This window comes from Ponticaulis profundi, from assembly GCF_042659465.1.
Lineage (GTDB): Bacteria > Pseudomonadota > Alphaproteobacteria > Caulobacterales > Hyphomonadaceae > Ponticaulis > Ponticaulis profundi.
Genome location: NZ_JBHSSW010000003.1, coordinates 217962 through 239429, shown reverse-complemented (window position 1 = coordinate 239429; position 21468 = coordinate 217962). Strand labels below are relative to the sequence as shown.

Annotated in this window: 20 protein-coding genes; 15 read left to right on the top strand and 5 right to left on the bottom strand. The window is 57.1% G+C overall.

Annotated elements, in window-relative coordinates; all coding sequences use genetic code 11:
• Nucleotides 1–108 precede the first annotated feature (108 nt).
• The 3 genes from mnmA to ACFQDM_RS02735 all read left to right on the top strand — a co-directional run bounded on the left by mnmA (nucleotide 109) and on the right by ACFQDM_RS02735 (nucleotide 3123).
• Complete coding sequence (gene mnmA / locus ACFQDM_RS02745; protein ID WP_377375390.1) at nucleotides 109–1269, top strand: tRNA 2-thiouridine(34) synthase MnmA; 1161 nt, start codon at nucleotides 109–111, stop codon at nucleotides 1267–1269.
• Between the two features lie 299 nt (nucleotides 1270–1568).
• On the top strand, nucleotides 1569–1874 hold the full coding sequence (locus ACFQDM_RS02740) for a GIY-YIG nuclease family protein (protein WP_377375126.1): 306 nt from the start codon (nucleotides 1569–1571) through the stop codon (nucleotides 1872–1874).
• Nucleotides 1875–2130: 256 nt separating this feature from the next.
• Entirely contained in the window at nucleotides 2131–3123 is a 993-nt protein-coding gene (locus ACFQDM_RS02735) for a hypothetical protein (RefSeq protein ID WP_377375123.1), read from the top strand.
• A 464-nt stretch (nucleotides 3124–3587) separates the two neighbouring features.
• Here the strand turns inward: ACFQDM_RS02735 and ACFQDM_RS02730 are convergent, their stop codons facing one another.
• The gene (locus ACFQDM_RS02730) at nucleotides 3588–4475 is read right to left on the bottom strand and encodes an HpcH/HpaI aldolase/citrate lyase family protein (protein WP_377375120.1); all 888 of its coding nucleotides are present in this window, start codon (nucleotides 4473–4475) and stop codon (nucleotides 3588–3590) included.
• Nucleotides 4476–4606: 131 nt separating this feature from the next.
• Here ACFQDM_RS02730 and ACFQDM_RS02725 point away from each other — a divergent pair, with 131 nt between their 5' ends.
• From ACFQDM_RS02725 to ACFQDM_RS02710, 4 genes are all read left to right on the top strand, one after another.
• On the top strand, nucleotides 4607–5407 hold the full coding sequence (locus ACFQDM_RS02725) for a bifunctional hydroxymethylpyrimidine kinase/phosphomethylpyrimidine kinase (protein ID WP_377375117.1): 801 nt from the start codon (nucleotides 4607–4609) through the stop codon (nucleotides 5405–5407).
• Between the two features lie 100 nt (nucleotides 5408–5507).
• Nucleotides 5508–6203, top strand: a complete 696-nt coding sequence (locus ACFQDM_RS02720; protein ID WP_377375115.1) for a pirin family protein — start codon at nucleotides 5508–5510, stop codon at nucleotides 6201–6203.
• Nucleotides 6204–6296: 93 nt separating this feature from the next.
• Nucleotides 6297–6497, top strand: a complete 201-nt coding sequence (locus ACFQDM_RS02715) for a hypothetical protein (RefSeq protein ID WP_377375112.1) — start codon at nucleotides 6297–6299, stop codon at nucleotides 6495–6497.
• Nucleotides 6498–6670: 173 nt separating this feature from the next.
• Nucleotides 6671–7174 (top strand): hypothetical protein, encoded by a 504-nt coding sequence (locus ACFQDM_RS02710; protein WP_377375111.1) that lies wholly within the window; start codon nucleotides 6671–6673, stop codon nucleotides 7172–7174.
• 52 nt (nucleotides 7175–7226) lie between these two features.
• Here ACFQDM_RS02710 and ACFQDM_RS02705 read toward each other — a convergent pair whose 3' ends face one another.
• Together ACFQDM_RS02705 and queC are read right to left on the bottom strand one after the other, a co-directional pair.
• Nucleotides 7227–7658 (bottom strand): 6-pyruvoyl trahydropterin synthase family protein, encoded by a 432-nt coding sequence (locus ACFQDM_RS02705; RefSeq protein ID WP_377375109.1) that lies wholly within the window; start codon nucleotides 7656–7658, stop codon nucleotides 7227–7229.
• Nucleotides 7659–7693: 35 nt separating this feature from the next.
• Complete coding sequence (gene queC, locus ACFQDM_RS02700) at nucleotides 7694–8422, bottom strand: 7-cyano-7-deazaguanine synthase QueC (RefSeq protein ID WP_377375107.1); 729 nt, start codon at nucleotides 8420–8422, stop codon at nucleotides 7694–7696.
• A 226-nt stretch (nucleotides 8423–8648) separates the two neighbouring features.
• Between queC and ACFQDM_RS02695 the strand changes: the two genes are divergently transcribed.
• The 4 genes from ACFQDM_RS02695 (at nucleotide 8649) to ACFQDM_RS02680 (ending at nucleotide 15125) form a co-directional block, all read left to right on the top strand.
• A complete protein-coding gene (locus ACFQDM_RS02695; RefSeq protein ID WP_377375104.1) occupies nucleotides 8649–11522 on the top strand; it encodes a TonB-dependent receptor in 2874 nt (957 codons plus the stop codon).
• 148 nt (nucleotides 11523–11670) lie between these two features.
• Nucleotides 11671–12855, top strand: a complete 1185-nt coding sequence (locus tag ACFQDM_RS02690; RefSeq protein WP_377375102.1) for a PQQ-dependent sugar dehydrogenase — start codon at nucleotides 11671–11673, stop codon at nucleotides 12853–12855.
• A gap of 131 nt (nucleotides 12856–12986) precedes the next feature.
• On the top strand, nucleotides 12987–13727 hold the full coding sequence (locus ACFQDM_RS02685; RefSeq protein WP_377375100.1) for a carbonic anhydrase: 741 nt from the start codon (nucleotides 12987–12989) through the stop codon (nucleotides 13725–13727).
• A 129-nt stretch (nucleotides 13728–13856) separates the two neighbouring features.
• Nucleotides 13857–15125 carry a M20 metallopeptidase family protein gene (locus tag ACFQDM_RS02680; RefSeq protein ID WP_377375098.1) on the top strand — a complete coding sequence of 423 codons (1269 nt, stop codon included), beginning with the start codon at nucleotides 13857–13859 and terminating at the stop codon, nucleotides 15123–15125.
• On the opposite strand, the gene recR is transcribed toward ACFQDM_RS02680, so the two are convergent.
• Nucleotides 15126–15734, bottom strand: a complete 609-nt coding sequence (gene recR / locus ACFQDM_RS02675) for a recombination mediator RecR (protein WP_377375095.1) — start codon at nucleotides 15732–15734, stop codon at nucleotides 15126–15128.
• A 108-nt stretch (nucleotides 15735–15842) separates the two neighbouring features.
• Entirely contained in the window at nucleotides 15843–16928 is a 1086-nt protein-coding gene (locus ACFQDM_RS02670) for a TIGR00341 family protein (protein ID WP_377375093.1), read from the bottom strand.
• Between the two features lie 130 nt (nucleotides 16929–17058).
• On the opposite strand from ACFQDM_RS02670, the gene ACFQDM_RS02665 reads away from it, so the two are divergent.
• The 4 genes from ACFQDM_RS02665 to ACFQDM_RS02650 all read left to right on the top strand — a co-directional run bounded on the left by ACFQDM_RS02665 (nucleotide 17059) and on the right by ACFQDM_RS02650 (nucleotide 21465).
• Nucleotides 17059–18573, top strand: a complete 1515-nt coding sequence (locus ACFQDM_RS02665; RefSeq protein ID WP_377375091.1) for a catalase — start codon at nucleotides 17059–17061, stop codon at nucleotides 18571–18573.
• Nucleotides 18574–18707: 134 nt separating this feature from the next.
• Complete coding sequence (locus tag ACFQDM_RS02660) at nucleotides 18708–19382, top strand: hypothetical protein (protein ID WP_377375088.1); 675 nt, start codon at nucleotides 18708–18710, stop codon at nucleotides 19380–19382.
• A 123-nt stretch (nucleotides 19383–19505) separates the two neighbouring features.
• Nucleotides 19506–20327 carry a tetratricopeptide repeat protein gene (locus ACFQDM_RS02655; protein ID WP_377375085.1) on the top strand — a complete coding sequence of 274 codons (822 nt, stop codon included), beginning with the start codon at nucleotides 19506–19508 and terminating at the stop codon, nucleotides 20325–20327.
• 247 nt (nucleotides 20328–20574) lie between these two features.
• Nucleotides 20575–21465, top strand: a complete 891-nt coding sequence (locus tag ACFQDM_RS02650) for a hypothetical protein (protein ID WP_377375082.1) — start codon at nucleotides 20575–20577, stop codon at nucleotides 21463–21465.
• The last annotated feature ends 3 nt before the right edge of the window (nucleotides 21466–21468 follow it).

Here is a 21468-nt window from a genome sequence, read left to right as displayed (position 1 = left end):
TTCCGATGAATTTCGACTATATCCCCCTCCAACACGAACTTTGCACGGGCCCTTGAACCCGCTGGAGAGAGAGACATGGATATCAAAACACTCACCGCCCCGGCCCCGATGGTCGATGGGCTGAACTCCCTTGGGATTCCCAAACCACCTGAAGAAACACGGGTCGTCGCGGCGATGTCCGGCGGCGTGGACAGCTCCGTTGTGGCTGCCCTTCTGAAAGCCCAGGGCTATGATGTCGTTGGCATCACCCTGCAGCTTTATGATCACGGCGCCGCCATTCAGAAGAAAGGCGCCTGCTGCGCAGGCCAGGACATTCACGACGCGCGCAATGTCGCCGACGAGATCGGCATTCCGCATTATGTGCTCGACTATGAAAGCCGGTTCAAGGAACAGGTGATGGAAGACTTCGCCGACACGTATCTGTCAGGCTCCACCCCCATTCCGTGCATTCGCTGCAATCAGACGGTCAAATTCCAGGACCTTCTGGCAACCGCGCACGACCTTGGCGCAGACGCCATGGCGACCGGCCATTACATCCGCCGCGAAACCGGCGCCGATGGCCGGGGCGAATTACACCGCGCCGCCGATGCCAGCCGTGACCAGTCTTACTTCCTCTTTGCGACCACGCAGGACCAGCTGGACTTTCTGCGCTTCCCGCTCGGCAATCTGCCAAAGACAGAGGTGCGTGCGCTGGCGGAACATTTCGGGCTTCTGGTGGCCGACAAGCCAGACAGTCAGGACATCTGCTTCGTGCCGGACGGGTCTTACGCCAATGTCGTTGAAAAGCTGCGTCCCGGCTCCGGACGCGGCGGCGAGATCGTACATCTGGATGGCCGCGTGCTCGGCGAACATAACGGCGTCATTCACTACACGATCGGCCAGCGCCGCGGTCTTGGCGTCGCCACCGGCGAGCCGCTTTTCGTGGTGAAGATTGATGCGCCCAATCGTAAGGTCATTGTCGGCCCGCGCGAAGCCCTGCTGACAGCGGGTCTCTGGATGGAAGAGCCGAACTGGATTGGTCCGGGTAGTCTGCACGAGGCCTGCGAAGCTGGCGCGCGCGTTCTGGTGCGTGTGCGTTCCACCCGCGAGCCGAAGCCGTCACGTCTTGGCTTTCATGATGGACGCCCGGCCGTGTTCTTCGATGCGCCGGAAGAAGGCGTCGCCCGCGGTCAGGCGAGCGTGCTCTATGATGCAGAGGGCTCAACCCGCGTGCTGGGCGGCGGCTTTATCGCCGGCACCATCCCGGCCGATGAGCGGGTGGCGGCCTGAGGTTTCTCACGCACGATTGTCATCCCGGAAAGTGCGCAGCGCTTATCCGGGACCCAGCCCTCTCTCACCGAAAACCCTCACAACACCGCAGGTTCCAGCGCAGGCTGGAACCCATGCCTGAGCGTTTGAACCGGGCGCGTGTCCACCGTTCTGGCATGGATACCAGATCAAGTCTGGTATCCCCGGATTAAGAGGGAAAATCCCTACGGAAAACCCACCCCTGTCATCCCGGCCGAAGTGAAACGGAGAGCCGGGACCCAGAAAAAAAATCAAATTTGAAACCACAAATTGTTCATGATATGTTCTTTTTCATGAACGCCTACTTCGTCTACATCCTCGCATCTCAACGAAATGGCACGCTTTATACGGGTGTGACGAAAGATCTCTTTCTGCGCGTCTGGCAGCACCGCAATGGAAACGGCGCTGCATTCACTGGCAGATACAAGGTTCAGCGCCTCGTCTGGTTCGAAGAACATGGCGATATCAATGAAGCAATCCTGCGGGAAAAGCGCATCAAACGATGGAAACGTGCCTGGAAACTCGCGCTGATCGAACAGGAAAATCCCGAGTGGGAAGACCTGTATGATGAGCGTTTTGTTGTCTGAAGTCTGGATCCCGGATCGCTATCGCGTCCGGGATGACAAGTCTCCAAACGCAAAAGATTGTCATCCGAAAACTCTCACCACACCGCAGGTTCCAGCGCAGGCTGGAACCCAAGCCTGAGCGTTTGAACCAAGCACTTGTCTCACGCTCTGGCAGAGAGCGAAAACCCACCGCTGTCATCCCGGACCTGATCCGGGATCCAGCGTAAAAACCAAAAACTAATCCCACCCAGGCGCAGCACCCCGCATACTGGCGCACATGTCAGAGCCCGCATCCAAATCTGTTGATCTGCGCCCCATTTTCACGGAAATCGCCGCGCGCCTGGCGGGTTTCATGGCCCGAGTTGCGGGCTATGCAGAAGATGCTCTGGAGCCGGAAGACGACCCGACAAGACGCCCCTCGCACATGATGCTCGGCGCGAAAAATACCCTGATCCTGCAGGTCCGGCGCATGGAATACACGCTGCGCTGCTTCATCCTGTGGCTTGCCGCAGAGCTGTTACAGCGCGCACAAGACGAGCCCGGATTTGCAGACGGCCTCACCCTCACGCCGCGCGTTTCGCGGCCGGCGCACCCCGATGATCCACCGCCCAACACCTGGATGATCGAACAGGATCAGGCGCTGCGTGATGCCCTGTCAGACCGCGTGCGCCTCAATAGTTTTTCCATCGCTACGCCGTGTCCGAATGGGACGGCGGGAAAGTCTCGCCGCTGGCGGGCGCGATACAAATATCTGCCAGATGCGCGCGAGATTGTGGATGCGAGCGCCGTGCTTGCCCGGCTGGCCCGCCTGCCAAAACTGCTTCAGCGCGCCGACAAAATGGCCGAACGCCTCGCCGCCCGTGTGCTTCATATGGATGGTTCTGGATCCCGGGTCTTCGCCCGGGATGACAATTTCTCTTCGACGCTTTCTTGTCATCCCGGAAGCCCGGGCAGCCTTGAGCCCGCTCTATGTGAGCCGTCAGGCTCACGAGAGCAAAGCAAAAAACTCCTTGAGCGCGCCTCATCGCCAGCGCAAAAAACTCCCCTTCCGCAGCTCTATTTCGAGCCGCTGATTCACTGGCTGCCGCCCGATGAGCTCTGGCGAAACTGCGCCGATGAAGCCGAACGAGACGACCTGAATACGCTGCATTATCGGGCAAGGTCTGCGCTCGTCGCGCTGGGTGTTTTCCCGGAAGCCGAGCCGCCGGACTTGCCAGAGTTCGAGCGCTTCAAACCACCCGATCCCCCTCAGATCCGATCCTTTGCCTGACACCGCTCCCGCAAAACCGCGTGGGGCGATGAAGGTGTTTGTTTTGGGTGCCCCCAACAGCCCGACCGGGCTGAGCGCAGAGCGACCGAGCCGCAGGTGAGGAACAAGCTCGAGCAAGACAATACACTCAACTATTTTGTTTTTTGTGTTTGCTCGCACCTGCGCCGCGTCTTCGACTTGGCGGTGCTGCGCCTTCGCCTTGCTCGTGAGGCTGTGTTCCCCAACAGCCCGACCGGGCTGGGCGCAGAGTGACCGAGCCACAGGCGAGGAACAAGCTCGAGCAAGACAATACACTCAATTGTTTTGGTTTTGTGTTTGCTCGCACCTGCGCCGCGTCTTCGACTTGGCGGCGCTGCGCCTTCGCCTTGCTCGTAAGGCTGTTTCCCCAACAGCCCGACCGGGCTGGGCGCAGAGTGACCGAGCCACAGGCGAGGAACAAGCTCGAGCAACCCAACAGAAAGGACTTAACCCTGCATTGCCTCAATGGCTTCAGACACAGCAACCAGACGCTTTGCTTCGGCAAGGTGCAGAAGTTCGGTCATTTTGCCATTCACCTTCAGAACGCCTTTGCCGGCATTTTCCGGATCTGCAAACGCCTCGATCACGGCCTGCGCCTGTTCGACATCGGCTGGCGATGGCGCGAAAACCTCGTTGCAGATGCCAACCTGAGACGGGTGGATCAGTGTCTTGCCATCAAAGCCCATGGCTGCGCCTTCTTCGCATTCTGCGCGCAGACCATCTTCATTCTTGATGTCGTTATAGACGCCATCAATCGCGACAATGTCATAAGCCCGGGCTGCCAGCATCGCCATGGAGAGCGACGCGCCGAAAGCGATCTGGCGGTTCGGTTTGGCCTGTGCGCGGAGTTCCTTGGCGAGGTCGTTCGTGCCCATGACAAAAGTCGTCAGGCGCGTGCGGCCAACGGCTTCGGCAATGTCCTGAATGTTCAGAATGGCCTTTGGCATCTCGATCATGACCCAGAGCGCCATGTCATCAGGCGCACCAGCGCGCGACATGGCATCGTTCAGCCGGTCGATATCGCCACCATCAATGATCTTTGGCGCGAGAATGGCATCCGGGCCAGCTGCGACCGCTGCTTTCAGATCGTCTGCGCCCCAGTCTGTGTCGAGGCCGTTAATGCGTACGCAGACCTCGCGCGGGCCATATCCGCCGCCTTTGACCGCATTGCAGACATTCTCGCGGGCTTCGATCTTGGCGTCCGGCGCGACCGCATCCTCAAGGTCGAAAATCAGGGAGTCAGCCGGAAGCGTTTTGGCTTTTTCAAGAGCGCGCGTATTGGCGCCGGGCATGTAAAGAACGGAACGGCGTGGACGGTGTGTGGTCGCGGTCATGTATAGGCTTCCCCGAGTTTATCTGACTTCCCTCACGTCATTGCGCATTGCGGAAAGGATTTCAACGCCATTTGAAGACGGGACATGACCGGGGAGGCGACAAAACCCCGAAACAGGCTTATGGCTTTGCCATGAAAAGCGTTCTGGTCATTTCGTCTTTTGTTGGCGGCTCCAATGTCGGGGGCAGCCTCGCCATGAAAGTGCTGCCGCAGCTTGGTTTGCGGGTGTCACTCCTGCCGACAACGCTGCTCGGGCGCCATCCCGGCTGGGGCGCACCGGGCGGTGGGCCCGTGCCGCAGAACCTCTTTGAAGGCATGGCCGAGGGTCTGATCGCCAATCATGTGCCAGGGCAGGTTGATTGCATTCTGACGGGATATTTCGCGACCGCCGAGCAGGTCGCTCTGGCAGCGCGGATGATTTCTGATCATGCGGTCGGGCGCGTGCCGGTGATCGTTGATCCCATTATGGGGGATGTCGGCAAAGGGCTTTATGTCGATGAGACGGTGGCAGATGCGATTGTTTCCGAACTTTTGCCGCTCGCCAGCGTCATCACGCCGAACAGTTTTGAGTTCTGGGAGATTGAGCGCCGGCTGCGTCATGATGTGAAGCATTCCGATGTGCTGCCCGAGCGCAGTGAAATCCGGGCGCAGCTCGCACGCTACCGCGAACCGTTCGCGCGCTATGTGACCTCGGTTCATGACAGCGGTCATGTCGGGATTATGGGAGATCGCGGGCAGGGCGATGTGATGTTCGCGGCGCGTCCTTTCATCAAGGACAAAGTGCCGAACGGGACGGGTGATCTGGCGGCGCTTTTGCTGCTGCAGGCAGAGCTGAACGGTCAGACCAGCGCGGATGATCTTGATGGTCTGGTCCATGTGCTGCACCAGCGCATTCGCATGAATGAAGTCGGCGAGCTCAACGCGGTGTTCTGACTTTCTTTCCGGATCGGAAAGATTGAACTTCGTGTTCTGTGACTACTGCGAAAAACTGGTTTGCCTATTTTGGTCTCAAGACTGAAATCAGGAGGATCACATGTTTGATATCCGACGTTTTGAAAACCTTGGCCGCTTTGAGAATGACTGGCTGAATGCGCACTATCATTTCTCTTTCTCCGGCTATTACGATCCGGAGCGTATGGGGCATGGCGCGTTGCGCGTCTGGAATGATGATACCATTCGCGCCGGGACCGGCTTTCCGCCCCATGGCCACGAGAATATGGAAATCATCACTTATGTGCGCAAAGGGGCGATCAGCCACAAGGACAGCCTCGGCAATCAGGGGCGCACCGAAGCCGGTGATGTTCAGGTGATGAGTGCAGGCACAGGCATTCGCCATGCCGAGTTCAATCTGGAATCGGAAGACACGACGATTTTCCAGATCTGGATCATGCCGGCAGAGCGCGGCGGTGCGCCAAGCTGGGGCGCGAAAGCCTTTCCGAAGCTGGATCGAGCCAATAGCTGGTCTGTGCTGGCATCCGGTGGCGGTGAGGCTGATGCGCTGCCGATCCGTCAGGACGCACAGGTGCTCGGCACGACGCTGACAAAAGGCAATGTGCTGGATGTCGAAACTAGGGCGGGCCGCTATGGGTATCTGGTTCTGGCAACCGGATCGGTTCAGATCGGCGAGGAAGTCCTGAATGCGCGCGACGGGGTTGCGGTCACCGGGCCTGAGACGCTGAAGGTTAAAGCGCTCGAGGATGCAGAACTGGTGCTCGTCGATACGATCTAAGGTCGCCGGGCTGAAAACACAGCGTGATTACTGTCCTGTTCACCATTCGATGTTAAGGCTGGCCCCATATCGAACGGGAACAGGACGCAACTCATGTTGAAATCACGCAAACTCGCTGTGGCGGGACTTTTCTCTGTCATGCTGGTCCTGCCGGGCTGCATCGCGGCGACGGCCATCAGTGTCGCTTCGGAAACCGTGCAGGCTGGCGTTGGTGTCACCGGCGCTGTCGTTGGAACGGCGGTCGACAAGGTCACGACCAGCAAGGAAGAGCGCAAGCGCGACCGTGAAGGCTAGTCTGACAGGCGCCAAGTAACATGAAAAAGGGAGCGGCGGGCGCTCCCTCTTTCTTTTCAACTTTTCTTGAAGTGAAGCTTTGAAATCTTACAAATATTGCTGCGACATCTGTTTCACTCGCAATCTGCTTTGAAATGCCCTATATAGAGTGTGGGCGGAGAAGGAGATAAGTTATGAAAACAGCATTTATTGGCCTGGTATCTCTCGCGCTTATGCCAGCGGCCTATGCAGGCGATATCCATATCACCTTTTCGGACGAGATGGTTGAAGATCTGCAAGATGATTATGGCATGCGCGAAGCCGATTACCTGACAGAACAATTGCGTGAAGACATCATGCAGGAGTTCGACGGAAAGCTCGACATGTATGGCGACATCACGGTCGAGATCGTTGATGCAAAGCCGAACCGGCCGACGTTCCAGCAAATGGGCGATACGCCGGGCCTCAGCATGCGCAGCGTCTCACTTGGCGGCGCCAAGCTGACAGGCAGCATTGAAGATCTCGATGGCAATGTGATCTCGGTCACGGACTATCGCTATTATGAGAACGACATTCGCGCCGTTGTTGGCCGTGCAACCTGGTCTGATGCCAACCGGGCGTTTGACCGTTTTGCCCGCAAGCTGGCAAAAGACGTTGAAGCGGCTGCGCCTCAGGCTGCAGGCGATGACGTCAGCTAAGGTCTGAGCGTCACATTCTAAAAAGAAAACCGGCCTGTTGAGGCCGGTTTTTTCATTGTGCGTCGAGGCGCAGCGTGCAGCCTTCTTTCAGGCTGGGTCTCGAAACCGTGACGCGCGAGAGTTTCGGCAGGCTGGGTTGGAGGCGGTCTGCAATCCAGACACAGATGCGCTCCAGAGTTGGTAGCTCCAGACCTTTGATATCATTCAGATAAGAGTGATCGAGTTGTGCAGTTACTTTGGCGAGTTCGTCGCCAATGCGTGCAAAATCATCGACCCAGTCTTCTCCTTCCCGGACGACGCCGGACACGCCGATTTCGACATGGAAGGAGTGCCCATGGAGCTGGCCATAAGGGTGGTTCGGGTCTTTCGGGCGCAGATGGTGCGCAGCCTCGAAGCCGGAGGTCCGGGTGATTTCAAACGTCCGCCCGACGAGATTGGGCGCAGCCGAAACGGCCTGAATATCTGTTTGCGATTTCACAGTCACGTGTGTGTTCCGTTGATCCATAAAGGGAGCAAGCCCTAGTCGAGAGCGGTCTCATCCACTGGACGGCCAGCCTCGGTCCATTCCTTCCAGCCCTTTTCGCGCAGTTCGCAAGCCGGACAGGTGCCGCATCCATACCCCCAGTCATGGCGGTGTGAGCGGTCGCCGAGATAACAGGTATGTGTCTCTTCGACAATCACTTCTACGAGTTCTTCGCCGCCAAGCGCTTTGGCCATGGCAAAGGTATCGGCTTTCGATTTGTGCATGAGCGGTGTTTCGATCGCCATTTCACGGTCGAGACCCAGCGAAAGTGCCTGTTCCTGGGCGTCCAGCGTGGTGCGGCGACAATCAGGATAGCCGGAATAATCGGTCTCGCACATGCCGCCAACAAGCGTGTTAGCGCCGCGCCGCCAGGCGACAGCGCTCGCGAGGGTGAGGAAGATCAGATTGCGTCCCGGTACGAAAGTGGAAGGTAATCCAGTATTCGCAACAGATATCTCGACGTCACGTGTCAAAGACGTCTCGCTAACCTGTCCAAGGACTGACAAATCAAGAACGATATCTTCGCCAAGAGAGGTTTCAGAGAAAGTATTTAAAGATTTGAATTGGGATAAAACAGACTGTCTGCAGATCAATTCAATCTTATGACGCTGTCCATAGTCAAACCCGACAGTAGAGACGTTTTTATATCGTCGCAAAGCCCATGCAAGACAAACTGTGGAGTCTTGTCCGCCCGAGAAAAGAACGAGTGCATTTGACTTAAACACCTTGAAGTGAACTCCCTATACCTGCCGTAAGGTTAACTAATCTGCACTGTGTCAGTAGGGACACACAATTTACCTATCATTTTTACGAGCTTGCACTTTGGACATTGACAAATGGTCACAACCAATAGTCTCCTTCGTGCACTCGATGTCGCATAACGCGATAAATCCGAAACGTAGGCCCGCCGAAATACAATGAGGCTTACACGGTGTCGAGGGGAGGAGAAAAATGATGAACTTTTCAAAACAGGTGAAGTGCGCCTTGTCTCTGGGCGTGTCTGCGATTGCATTGGCGGCATTCATGCCATCAGCAGTCGCGCAGGAAGGTGAGCGTAAGTTCGACACGATTGTCGTTACGACTCAGAAGCAGTCTGAATCCATTCAGGACGTTCCGATTGCGGTTTCCGCTTTTGACGAAGATGCACTTGAAAAAATGCAGCTGGCCGGTGGTCCGGACCTCGTTAAGTCCATTCCGAACGTGTCGTTCGCGAAAGGCAATTTCTCGGGCTATAACTTCAAGATCCGCGGCATCGGTGCCGACCTTGTCGCGACATCGGGTGATGCCGGTGTGGGTGTGCACCAGAATGACGTGCCACTCGGTTTCAACGCGCTCTTCGAAGCAGAGTTCTTCGATGTGGAACGCGTTGAGACGCTACGCGGCCCGCAGGGTACGCTCTATGGTCGTAACGCGACCGGCGGTGTGGTGAACATCATCACGGCGAAACCTGTGTTTGAAGAGTTCCAGGCGAACGTCAAAGGCACCGTGGGGTCGGACAATACTTTCAAGGCGAAGGGCATGGTCAACGTGCCGATCGGTGAGAAGCTGGCGCTGCGTCTGGCAGGTTCAAAGCTGACGCGTGACGGTTTCGCGCAGAATACGATCACTGGTCAGGACATTGATGGACGCGATCTTTACAGCGTTCGTGCCACGCTCGCTTTCGAGCCAACCGATCGGTTCCGTGGCTTCGTCATGTATGAGCATTTTGAAGAAGACGATAACCGTCTGCGCTCGGGCAAGCAGCTCTGTAAGAAAGATCCGTTCGACACCTCTTTTGCGGGCATTCCAATTTCTGGCGCCGATCAGATTTATACCTCGCAAGGCTGTCAGGCCGCGCCGCTTAGCGAATCCTATGAGCGTCTGAACTCGGCTGCGACGCTGGGTGGTGGTCTGGGTATCACAGCCGGTCTGATGAACGGCGATGTTTACACAAGTGCACTCAATCCGGATCTGCGCGCCATCGAATCTGCTTTCGACCCGCGCTATCAGGCAGAGCAGGACCTGTTCATCTGGCAGGGCCAGTATGATCTGACTGATTCCCTGACCCTGACCTATCTGGGTGCCTCGAACGAAGGCCGCACGCTTTCCGAGGAAGACTATAACAAAGCGACGCCAGACTCACCGTTTAACGTGGTCGGCAATCCGCTTGGCAACCCGGCTCTGGCACCGGTTTATCAGGCGCTCTTCCCGGGCGGCATGGTTTCAGACCCGCAGGTTGGTACGTCTAACTTCTTCCGGACCTTCGACCTCTCGGCTGTTGTCTCGGAAGCAAGTTCGCACGAGCTGCGACTGCAGTCGGATTTTGACGGTCGCTTCAACTTCAACCTCGGTGCGATCTGGTACAATGGCAAAGCCAACCAGCTCGAGAATAACGAAGAAAGCTATTACGTTTTCTCGAACTCTCTGACGGCTCTGACGCAAATCAACAACGCCCTCGGCGGCGCCATTTTTGGTGGCATTACCAGCGTTGATGACTCTGGCAATGGCGAGCCGCCAATTCTGTCCAATCTGGATGCGACAGGTCGGAACTATTTCCGTTCGATCTCTCCTTATGAGCTCGAATCCTTCGCGATGTTTGGCGAAACCTACCTCGATATTACGGATGACCTGCAGCTGACCGTTGGTCTTCGCTACACCAAGGACGAAAAAGAACAGAAGAATATTCCAACCTATCTGTTCGTTCCGGATGCAGCACGTCCAGATCCATTCCAGCCAGCGCCAGCACCTGGCGCGCCGGATGGTATTTTCCGGGCTGAGTTTGAAGAGGTAACGGGCCGTATCGGTTTCGACTGGTCACCTGACTTCAGCTTCTCTGAAGACACGCTGATTTATGGCTTCTATTCACGCGGCTATAAGGGCGGCGGCATCAACCCGCCACAGCCAGCTGGAAACCCGGATGCCTTTCCGCAGTTCTTTGATCCGGAGTTCATCAACTCTTATGAGCTCGGTACGAAGAATACACTGGCAGGCGGCGCGCTTCAGTTGAACGCAACCGGCTTCTATTATGATTATGAGGGATATCAGATCACTCAGATCATCAACCGGTCCTCTGCGAACTTCAACATTGATGCGAAGATCAAAGGCTTTGAGCTGGAAACAGTCTGGAGCCCGGTTGATGGGCTGGTCTTCAACGCAAACCTCGGTCTGCTGGATACAGAAATCCAGGACACCTACGCGTTGGACGTGCTGGATCGTACCAGTGGTCGTTCAGACATTGTGGTCCTGAAAAACTCAGGTGACTTCTCTAACTGTGCGGTCTCTGCTGAGGGCTATGCAACGGTGCTTGGCGCCATTGCCGCTGGTGCGCTCGCACCGGGATCGACGGCAGGTATTTGCTCTGGCGCCTTTGCTGGCCAGGAAGCGGCCTTCGGTGTTGGCACCATCTCTTACACAGACTCAGATGGTAACACGCAGACAGTTGGTGGCCTGACGCCATTCGACGGGGAGTCCAAAGATCTGTCCGGTAACTCCATTCCGGGTACGCCAGACACGACGTTCTCTCTCGGTGCGGAATACACCTGGTATGAGCTGCCATTTGATGGTTGGAGCGCCACACTGCGCGGTGACTACTATTATCAGTCAGACAGCTTCTCGCGCGTCTGGAACACACCGCACGACAAGCTCGACAGCTGGGACAATATCAACCTGTCTGTCCGCTTCGATAATGAGGCACAGGGGCTGTACCTCGAGTTCTTCGGTAAGAACATCGCTGATGAAGACGTCATCACCGGTGCGTATCTGACCGATGACTCATCAGGTCTGTTCACCAACCTGTTCCTTAACGAGCCAGCCACCTATGGCGTGACGCTGGGCAAATCCTGGTAATCTTCTCACTCCGGATTTGAAAGGTAACTGGCGGGGAGCTGAAAAGTCTCCCCGCTTTTTTCATTTTGAGTGAGGGCGTTGGCTTTCGCAGGGCTGACTTTCCGTAGAGGCCCCCTAAATTTAACGTCAGTTGAATAGAGGAAACGAGATGAAGCACGCAGCTCTGGCAATGACTCTTCTTGGCAGCACCATGCTGGCCGCATGCGGTTCGGGCGAAACGGGCGGTGCTCCGGCTCAGTCTGATGAGACGGCCTCGGTCATCACCCCATCGGCTGGCGAGGCAAAGGCCGGTTATCAGCTGGTTGAAGCTGCATCTGGTTTTGATTTCGCCTGGGGCCTCGCCTTCCTGCCGGATGGCGGCATGCTGGTTTCAGAGCGTGAAGGTCAGGTGCGTTATGTGGCGCCGGGCGCGACGAGTGGCGCAGACGTATCTGGTGGACCGGAAACACTGGTCGCCGGGCAGGGTGGTTATCTCGACATTGCCATTGACCCGGAGTTCGAAAGCAATCGCTTTGTCTATCTGTCCTATTCGAAAGGCACCAAGTCCGAGAATGCGACGGCTTTGATGAAAGCGCGGCTTTCCGAAGACAATCTCACATTCGAGAACCCGGTCGATATTTATGTTGCTCCGACCAAGCGAGCGACCTCTGCCCATTATGGCGGACGGCTCCTCTTTCTGCCAGACAACACGCTGCTGCTCGGACTGGGCGATGGCTTCCGCTATATGGATGAAGCGCAAAACCCGCAGAACAGTCATGGGACGGTGATGCGCCTGAACCGCGATGGCAGCGCGCCGGATGACAACCCATTTGTCGGCAGTGACGAGGCGCTCGATACTGTTTATTCCTTTGGACACCGTAATGTTCAGGGGCTCGCTTATGATGCCGCGACCGACACAATTTATGAGTCCGAACATGGTCCCAAAGGTGGAGACGAGATCAATATTCTCGAGCCATCCCTGAACTATGGCTGGCCGACCATTACCTATGGCGTCAATTACGATGGCAGCATCATCACGACGCAAACCGAAGCGCCGGGGATGGAGCAACCCATTGTAAAATGGGTGCCAAGCATTGCGCCCTCCAGCATCGCGTTCGTGACCAGCGATCGCTATCCGGACTGGCAGGGGGATATTCTGACAAGCGCGCTTGCCGGGTCGAAAATCCAGCGCGTCGATCTCGATAAGGGACGCGTTCGTGGCGAAGAGGCGTTGTTCACCGATGAAGGCGTTCGCTTCCGGTTGGTGAAAGAAGCGCCGGACGGCTTTCTCTATGTCACCATTGATGACTTTGACGCGCCGATCTACCGGATCGAACCTGTGCCAGCATCCTGACTGCGACATAGTGTTCCAATAGTCGGGATTTCGATGAATTGTACGAGCCGTTTTGAACATTCTTAACCAGCCCGCGGCAGATTTCTCGCCGTCCTACGGGACGGGGAGAGGACTCGCTCAAGAGGTTCGAGATGAGAAAATGGCTCGCTGCGACAACGCTCGCACTCATGACACCACTGGCTCAGGCTGGGTCAACGTCTACGCACTGGACATATGAAGGTGTGGAAGGCCCAACGCATTGGGCCGATCTTGATCCGCAATTTGCGGCGTGCAAGGGCGCAGAACAGTCGCCGATCGATCTGAATAGTGGTGCGATTGCCGCTGATATTCATCCTCCGGCCATTTACTGGCATCCGGCAGACGTCACGAGCACCACCAATAATGGTCACACATTTCAGGTTGGTCTCGATGCGCCCGGCAAGATTGTTGTCGATGGCGTGACCTATAAATTCCTTCAGTTCCACTTTCATGCGGGATCTGAACACACTATGCATGGCACGCGCTATCCGCTGGAAGTGCATCTCGTGCACGCCTCGGATGATGGTCGTCTCGCTGTGATCGGCATCCTGTTTCAGCAGGGCCGTGAGAACCAGGCGCTGGCAGATCTGATCTCAGCCCTTCCGGGCACAGTAGGCGGTTATGATCCGGACATGACGTTCGATCTGAATGATCTCCTGCCAGGCGGTTGGGATGTCTATCGCTATGAAGGTTCGCTCACGACGCCGCCATGTTCGGAAATTGTCGACTGGACGGTCTTCGAAAAGCCTCTGACCGCTTCGGCTGATCAGATTGCGGTGTTTGAAACACTGTTTCCGCACTCCTACCGCCCGGTGCAGGATCGGGGCCGACGCTTCGTGCTCAAATCGAACTAGGTTTTCGGCAAAAAAGGCGGACGTGATGTTCGCCTTTTTTATGGCGATAGGGCGGCTCTGCGGAAGGCAGGCGGTGGTCATGGCGGCGCGTCGTGATATGCCAGACGCGCTGTAGAGGAGTTGCCTGCCATGAAACCTTTCGCCATTCTGTCGGTCACATTGTTGATGTCCTGCGCAGCGGTTCCGACGGGCTATTCGGCAGAGCAGACGATTTCGCCAGCGCAAACGTCGCAAGCTGCCTACACATATCTGCATGAAAATCCGGAACTCGGCGGCAAGGAAGTGCTGGCGCAAGCCTATCTGACAGACGCGCTGGAACGTTTTGGCGGGATCGAGATCGTCACATCAGATCTTGCGCCCACGGCAGTAATTGGCGTGTTTGATACAGGGCGGCCAGGGCCTGTGATTGCGCTGCGCTCAGAGATGGATGCGCGGCCTTTGACCATCGGCACGGTTGAGCCGGAAGATCATAGCCCGCGCTCAACCATTCCCGGTATCATGCACAATTGCGGTCACGACGCCCATGCTGCCATGCTGCTCGGCGCGGCGGCAGACATCACCGCGGACCCGGCGCGTTTCAACGGCAAGATCATCTTTCTCTTTCAGCCAGCCGAAGAGGTCAGTGGGGGCGCTGATGACATTGTCGAAGAAGGCCTTTTGAAAGCGCTTGGCGTTGAGGCCATTTTCGCGCTGCATTCTGCGCCCGGCATGGAAGTCGGTGAGGCGACCATTTCATCCGGCGCGACGCTCGCAGGCAGCAATTATTTCGATCTCACCCTGACGGGCAAGGGGTCACACGCTGCCGCTCCGTATGAGGGCAATGATCTGCCGCTGGTGGCGGCGCGATTTGCTGACGAGCTGGCTCGTCTTCCAGCGCGCAATATCGATATTGCAAATCGTCCCTTCATTCTCAGCGTTGCGCGGCTTGTCGCGGACTCGGGTTCGAAGAACGTCCTGCCAACCGAGGCGACGCTCGGCGGCACGCTGCGGGCTTTCGAGGATATTGATGTTGGTCCGGACGGGCAGCCAAGCATTCGCACGCTGGTGACGTCTCGCGTGGAAAAACTGGCGGAGGCTTATGGCGTCGTCGCTGACTTCAACCTTCGAAAGGGATCGCCGCCAACGATCAATGCAACGGAGCTGCTGGATGAGATGATGCCGGTCCTGCGGGAGAGTTGGGGCGGTGAGCTGCGCGTGACCGACAGACAGGGCATGTTCTCTGAGGATTTTGCCTATTACACGGCGGAGCTGCCAGCGCTTTATTTTGGATTGGGCGTGGCAAAAGACGGGCTCGGTGTCGGCGGCGTACATACGCCGGACTTTACCATTCATCCCGATGCGCTGGATGCAGGACGCGGGCTCTATGTCGCGATGGCGAAAAGCGCGACAGCGCGCTGATCAGTCCAGTCCGCGGCGGCTCATCATGGCGGCTGTCAGCGTGCCGTCGTCCAGATGATCGAGTTCGCCGCCAACCGGCAGCCCCTGAGCCAGGCGAGAAATGCGCACATCCAGATGCTCAAGCCGGTCCGAGATATAGTGCGCGGTTGTCTGGCCATCGACGGTGGCTGACAGCGCCAGAATGATCTCTTTCACCTCGGGCTGCGCTGAGCGCTGAACGAGGCTGTCCAGATTGAGCTTTTCAGGCCCCACGCCATCCAGGGCAGAGAGCACGCCGCCCAGAATATGGTACTGGCCGCGATAGGAGCCCGCACGTTCCAGCGCCCAGAGGTCTGGAACGTCCTGCACAACGCAGATCACGGACTGGTCACGGCCCGGCGTTGAGCAGACTGTGCAGGGATCGACGGTGTCATACGTGCCGCAAACGGAGCATCGCGTGATCTTGCCCGCCGCGTCTGACAGAGCTTCGGCAAGCGGGATGAGCAGCGCATCGCGGCGTTTCAGCAGATACAGCGCCACACGACGGGCCGAACGAGGGCCCAGCCCGGGCAGTTTTCCAATCAGGTCTATGACCCGCTGAAGTTCCGGGCCGATCAAATTGCGCGACATCAAAGACAGCTGTGTTTGCGTGTGGTGCGTGAAACTGACGGATTCGCAGTGAATGCGCCAGTAGGCAAGCCCTTGTTTCTGCGAGCGCGGATGAGCCTGCTCATCGCCTCACGCCAGAACGATGACGATGAGCGCGGTGATGGCAAGGAGCAGCCCGCCCCAGACCGCCAGATTGATCTGGGTGGAGCGTTTGGCTGAGCGACGCTCGAGCCAGGTGCGCGGGCGAATGCCCCGAAGTGCGAAGACCAGCATGCTGGCGATATTCACGCTGATAATGTTGGTCGCGAGCAGAACGCCGGCGCGCAGCGACAGGCCGATTTCGCCTGCGCCAAGATACATGGCCACGGCAGCTGATGGCGGCAGAAGCGCGACGGCGACCATGACGCCGACAAGCGTTGTCGGAAGCCCTCGCGCGACAGAGAGCGCAGCGGCGCCGCCTGAGGCAAGCGCCAGCACCACGCTATCAAGGCCAACCACTGTGCGACTGATCAGCTCCGGACTTTCCAGATGAATGGGGGCGATCAATCCGACAAGAAAAGCGGTGGCAAAGCCAAGCGCCAGACCGGCAAGCGCGGTGCGGCTTGCTTTGCCCATCAGCTCGACATCGCCAATGGAGGACGCAAAGGAAAAGGCGAGCAGAGGGCCCAGCAATGGGGCAATCACCATCGCGCCGATCACAACGGCAACGCTGTTCGCATTCATGCCAAGCGCGGCCACAATGGCCGACAGAACGGTGAGAATGAGAAAGGTGGAATTGATCTTCGCGCCGGTCGCGACATCTTCATAGATCTCTTCGCGCAAGGCCGTTTCCGGGTCCTGCTCGGGCTTGTGCTTTTTGTCTTTCTCAGTGGTGATGTCCGCGTCTTCGGTTTTCGGACCGATACTTGCCTCCAGCGGGACGATATCAAGCCGCCAGTTCTTGAAGGGCGCCAGCCGCGCCTGAAGCGCATCGACGAGTTTCTGACTGTCGGTTTCAGGCAGAATGACGCGCACATCCATACGCTCTTCGCCTGCCTCAATGACCGTCCAGTCCAGACTGTCCCAGTCTTTCAGAATGCCGGAAATCGCCGATTTGGCGTCAATCGGATGGGTGAGGAACATCATGCGCATATCGGGGCGGCTTTCGGATCGTGTCTCTGATTCTGAACCAGCATGCACCAGTGCGTCGGGCAGGACCAGAACACCGGCGCGCAAGGCTGCTATTGAGACAACTTATGGGTCCATTCACGCAATTTATGGAACGGGCTTCGAAACGGCAGGTTGATTGAGCTCTTTCCATACAGCCAGGAGCGCCCCCAGCGCCGCCGCCCTCAGGAGACCCATCATGGCCGATAAACCAACCCTCACATCATCATCCGGCAAGCCGTATCCGACAAATGAAACGTCACAGACGGCGGGTCCGCGCGGTCCTCTGATGATGCAGGACCACTATCTGATGGAGAAGCTCGCACACCAGAACCGCGAGCGCATTCCTGAGCGTGTCGTACACGCCAAAGGGTGGGGCTTGCAGGGCGCATTCACGGTCACGCATGACATCACGCAATATACCTGCGCCGATCTGTTCTCCGAGGTCGGCAAGCAAACCGAAGTGTTGTCTCGCTGGTCGACCGTTGCCGGAGAGCGCGGCGCGGCTGACGCAGAACGCGATGTGCGTGGTTTCTCGCTCAAATTCTACACCGAGGATGGCAATTGGGACATGGTGGGCAACAACACGCCGATCTTCTTTGTTCGCGATGCCTTCAAGTTTCCCGATTTCATTCGCACGCAAAAGCGTCACCCGAAAACCAATATGCGCTCCCCTGAAGCCATGTTCGACTTCTGGGCGGCTCAGCCGGAAAGCGTGCATCAGGTCACCATTCTGATGTCGGATCGCGGCATTCCGCGTTCCCCGGCCCATATGAATGGTTATGGCAGCCACACCTTCTCCATGTGGAACAAGGATGGTGTTCGTCATTGGGTGAAGTTCCACTTCAAGACCCAGCAGGGCAATGAATGGTATTCCGATGACAAGGCGGCCGAGATCATTGGCCAGACCCGCGAGAGCTATCAGGAAGAGCTTTGGAACATGGTTCAGGACGGCAAATATCCGAAATGGAAGCTGTTCATTCAGGTCATGACCGAAGAGCAGGCCATGGAAACCGAGTTCAATCCGTTCGACCTGACCAAAGTCTGGCCACATGGCGATTACCCGCTGATCGAGGTGGGTGAGCTGGTAATGGATACGATCCCGGAAAACTATTTCCAGCTGGTCGAGAATGCAGCCTTCAACCCGAACAATGTCGTACCAGGCATTGGTTTCTCACCGGACAAAATGCTTCAGGCGCGCGTCATGTCCTATGCGGATGCTCACCGCTATCGCATCGGTACGCATTATGAAGCGCTGCCAGCCAACGCACCGAAGAAAGCCAAGGTGAACCATTACCACAAGGATGGCGCGATGCGTTTCTTCACCAATGATTTTGGCAATCCAAACGCTTATTACGAGCCGAACCAGTATGATGGCCCGGTGGCCGATCCGCGTGCAGAAGAGCCGCCGCTGAAAATCGATCCGGATGCGGTGGTTGCCCGGTTCGAGCAGGAGGAGAGCGAGATCGACTATGTCCAGCCGCGTGCGCTCTATGCCGAGGTCTTCAATGATGAAGAACGCGACCGCCTTCACAAGAATATGGCAGGCGGCATGGCTCCGGTGTCGGACTCTGTGAAAGAGCGCTGGCTTGCCGTGCTGAAAAAGGTCCATCCGGACTATGAGGCCGGTGTTCGCAAGGCGCTCGAGACGGGCGATCATGGAGATCCGTCTCTGCCGGTCACCGACAACACGCCGCTGCAAGCGGCAGAGTGATGGTCATTGGAAAAGCGGGCTTCGGCCCGCTTTTTTGCCGACACCGGGAATGCGTTTCCTGAAACTTCCTCCATGAAATGAACCGCAAGGGGCGGTCGGCGTTCTCCTTTCTGACTCAAAGAGGAGAATTCGGCATGCGCCGTACACGTCACAAGACTTCCATACTGGCTGCGCTGGCGCTAACGGCTGGCGCCGGTCTCGCCGCCTGTGGCAATGGAACAGGCACCGATAGCCCGTTCCAGGAGCCATCAGAAACCAGTTCCCCCATGACGCCTGAAGTTACCACGACGCCGGAACCGACCCCGACAGAAACGCCGGGACAGGTGCGGACAGATCCGGCTGAAGGTTTGCTTGAAGGCGAACTCATTCCGCCAGCACCCGGCGAGCCGGGCGGTTTGCCGGATGATCGGGAACCTCTGGATGAAAGCCCGATTGATCCGCAGAGCATTCGCGGCGCCGGCCTGACACTGGAAAAGTATGCCGGTGCTCTGGAGACCCAGAACTATATGTATGCGCACAGCCTGTGGGCTGATCAGGGTGATGCCAGTGGCTCAACAGCAGAGGAATTTGCGACCTCTCTGATGAAGTATCACGAACTTCATGTGCTGATTGGCAAGCCTGTTGCTGTCGATGGATCTGAGACCGTCGCTGAGGCTCCCGTGCAAATGTATGGACGTTCAAACGATGGCACGACTTTTAACACGGTTGGCCCGATCACGCTGGAGCGCAGCGGTGATGACATTGAAACGCCCTGGGAAATTGTTTCCAGCGATTTGCAGCCTGAAGGTGAGGTAAAGGTTGAGCGATAAGCGGCAGGATTTCAGCATTTGCCACGCTGCAGCCATTTTCACGTGTTTAAGGGTTTCGATGACAAAGCGCGATGTGTTTGACTTTGCCGATCCTTTCCCAACTCCTGACACGTGAGAGTGTTTATGAAGCGTGGTTCTCTGCTGACGTCTTTTTGTGCCGGCCTTATGGTTCTGGCCTTTGGTTTCCCAGCCTCGATTGCTCAGGAGGCTGAAGCCGACATGGAGGCTCAGGTCGAGCCAGAAGCCGAAACCTCCACCGAAACCGCTGCTGACACTGAACCAGAGCTGACATCCGGAGAGATCGCCTTCAATGAGGCAGCAGACGCTTATGAAAGCGAAGACTATCGCTTTGCCCGCGGTGCCTTCAAACTGGCTTGCCAGATGGAAAATCTGGACGGCTGCCATATGCACGGCCTGCTGCTCTATGAAGGGTTGGGCGGCGAGGTCGACATGCCCGGTGCGCGCGCTTTCTTCAAGGCTGGCTGCGAGCAGGGATCGGCACGAAGCTGTTTCTCCTACGGTCTGATGTCGGTAAATGGCGAAGGTGGCGAGGTGGATGCAGAGGCCGGTATTGCGGCTTATGATCAGGCTTGCGAAGACCATTACCTGACGGCGTGTCACAATCTGGCACTGGTGCTCCAGCGCGATGATATTGTCTCTCAGAACCTGCCGAAGGCGCGCACACTGTATCAGAAAGCCTGTATTGGCGGATATACCTCGGCCTGTGCGAATTTTGGCCTGATGCAGGCGCGCGGCCAGGGCGGACCGGAGCTTCCGGCTGAGGCGCGGGAAACCTTTTCGGAAGCATGTGAAGAGGAAAATGCCCTTGGCTGCTATCTCTACAGCATTGCGCTGATCGATGAAGCAGGCGGTGAGGCAGACATGTTTGCCTCTCAGGATGCGCGGGAGAAAGCGTGCGAGCTTGGTTATGAGGAAGCCTGCTGAACGGGCAGACACGGCCGAAATTCCCCTGATTGGCATATCCCTTGCGGAGGAGACGCGTAATTCGCGTTTTACGTCTTTCCATGGCACAGCTTTGTCTTTAACGTTTGATTAACGATAAGCGTGAGCCAGCGGCAGAAAGCCGGTTCCGGAGCGTCCCTGAGGCGCTCTGAAAAGAGGAAAGAAGTTCCAACGCGCTGATTTTCAAGGGAATGACCGGTCAAAGGTCATCAGCCGGAGGGATACTGTCATGCTTCATCGCGTTCGCGCTCTCGTTCCTACCATTGCCGCTTTTGCGGTGCTCGCTATGCCAGCTCAGGCAGGCGAACAGCTCTCCAAGGCCGAGTTTCGCGATACTTTGATGGATGTCATGCAGGCGAACAGCACAGATCATCTCTGTTTGCGCACGCTGGAAGATGGCGGTTTCCGCACGGGGCTGAGCGCGCAATCCTGCGATTATTTCAACTATGTCGATCTCGTCTATGACGCCTATCAGGCCAACCCTGATCAGCTTCAATCCATTCTTGATGAAGAAGCGGCCCGCCTGCTTTCCATTATGACGGCGGGTGTCGATCAGTCCGACTTCGATCAGCGTCTGGTGATCCAGATGCGCGGTGCGGATTTTGTGGCCACAGCGACCAAGCCGGGCGAACCACCCATCGCGGCGCGCGCTTTCACTGAAGACCTGCAGGCCGTTCTGATGCTGGACAGTGCCGAGACGCTCTCGACGGTTTCAGTTGAGACTTTGAAAGCCCAGGGACTTTCGGAAGACGAGGCTTTTCAGATCGCGATTGGCAATACGCGTGACCGCATGGGCGCTGTGTCATCTCAAAGCTATGACAACATGACCGTGCTCTCCTCTGAGAATGGGCTCATTTCGGGCGAGCTGTCTCTGCCGGAAACATGCAGTGCGAGCAGCGAAGACGCGTATTATTTCATCTATGACTATAATGGCGTTCTGAAAGCCGACAGCGACAATCTGGTCGGTGTTTCCAAACTGCTGTCAATTGCGCGCGGCATGAGCAAGGACGACGCGTCGGTCACAAGCTCTGTGGTACGCTGTCAGTCAGGCGAGTGGGATCAGTTCTGGCCGCGTCGCCGCGAAAGCGCGGCGCTCTCGAGCGGTGTTATGCCGGGCTGATTG

Bases quoted from the DNA above. Each gene is read 5' to 3' on its own strand.
- ACFQDM_RS02685 (WP_377375100.1), top strand. From the start codon at position 12,987: ATGAGAAAATGGCTCGCTGCGACAACGCTCGCACTCATGACACCACTG.
- ACFQDM_RS02740 (WP_377375126.1), top strand. From the start codon at position 1,569: ATGTTCTTTTTCATGAACGCCTACTTCGTCTACATCCTCGCATCTCAA.
- ACFQDM_RS02735 (WP_377375123.1), top strand. From the start codon at position 2,131: ATGTCAGAGCCCGCATCCAAATCTGTTGATCTGCGCCCCATTTTCACG.
- ACFQDM_RS02720 (WP_377375115.1), top strand. From the start codon at position 5,508: ATGTTTGATATCCGACGTTTTGAAAACCTTGGCCGCTTTGAGAATGAC.
- ACFQDM_RS02725 (WP_377375117.1), top strand. From the start codon at position 4,607: ATGAAAAGCGTTCTGGTCATTTCGTCTTTTGTTGGCGGCTCCAATGTC.
- ACFQDM_RS02660 (WP_377375088.1), top strand. From the start codon at position 18,708: ATGCGCCGTACACGTCACAAGACTTCCATACTGGCTGCGCTGGCGCTA.
- mnmA (WP_377375390.1), top strand. From the start codon at position 109: ATGGTCGATGGGCTGAACTCCCTTGGGATTCCCAAACCACCTGAAGAA.
- ACFQDM_RS02665 (WP_377375091.1), top strand. From the start codon at position 17,059: ATGGCCGATAAACCAACCCTCACATCATCATCCGGCAAGCCGTATCCG.
- recR (WP_377375095.1), bottom strand. From the start codon at position 15,734: ATGTCGCGCAATTTGATCGGCCCGGAACTTCAGCGGGTCATAGACCTG.
- ACFQDM_RS02655 (WP_377375085.1), top strand. From the start codon at position 19,506: ATGAAGCGTGGTTCTCTGCTGACGTCTTTTTGTGCCGGCCTTATGGTT.
- ACFQDM_RS02650 (WP_377375082.1), top strand. From the start codon at position 20,575: ATGCTTCATCGCGTTCGCGCTCTCGTTCCTACCATTGCCGCTTTTGCG.
- ACFQDM_RS02690 (WP_377375102.1), top strand. From the start codon at position 11,671: ATGAAGCACGCAGCTCTGGCAATGACTCTTCTTGGCAGCACCATGCTG.
- ACFQDM_RS02715 (WP_377375112.1), top strand. From the start codon at position 6,297: ATGTTGAAATCACGCAAACTCGCTGTGGCGGGACTTTTCTCTGTCATG.
- ACFQDM_RS02710 (WP_377375111.1), top strand. From the start codon at position 6,671: ATGAAAACAGCATTTATTGGCCTGGTATCTCTCGCGCTTATGCCAGCG.
- ACFQDM_RS02730 (WP_377375120.1), bottom strand. From the start codon at position 4,475: ATGACCGCGACCACACACCGTCCACGCCGTTCCGTTCTTTACATGCCC.
- ACFQDM_RS02680 (WP_377375098.1), top strand. From the start codon at position 13,857: ATGAAACCTTTCGCCATTCTGTCGGTCACATTGTTGATGTCCTGCGCA.
- ACFQDM_RS02695 (WP_377375104.1), top strand. From the start codon at position 8,649: ATGATGAACTTTTCAAAACAGGTGAAGTGCGCCTTGTCTCTGGGCGTG.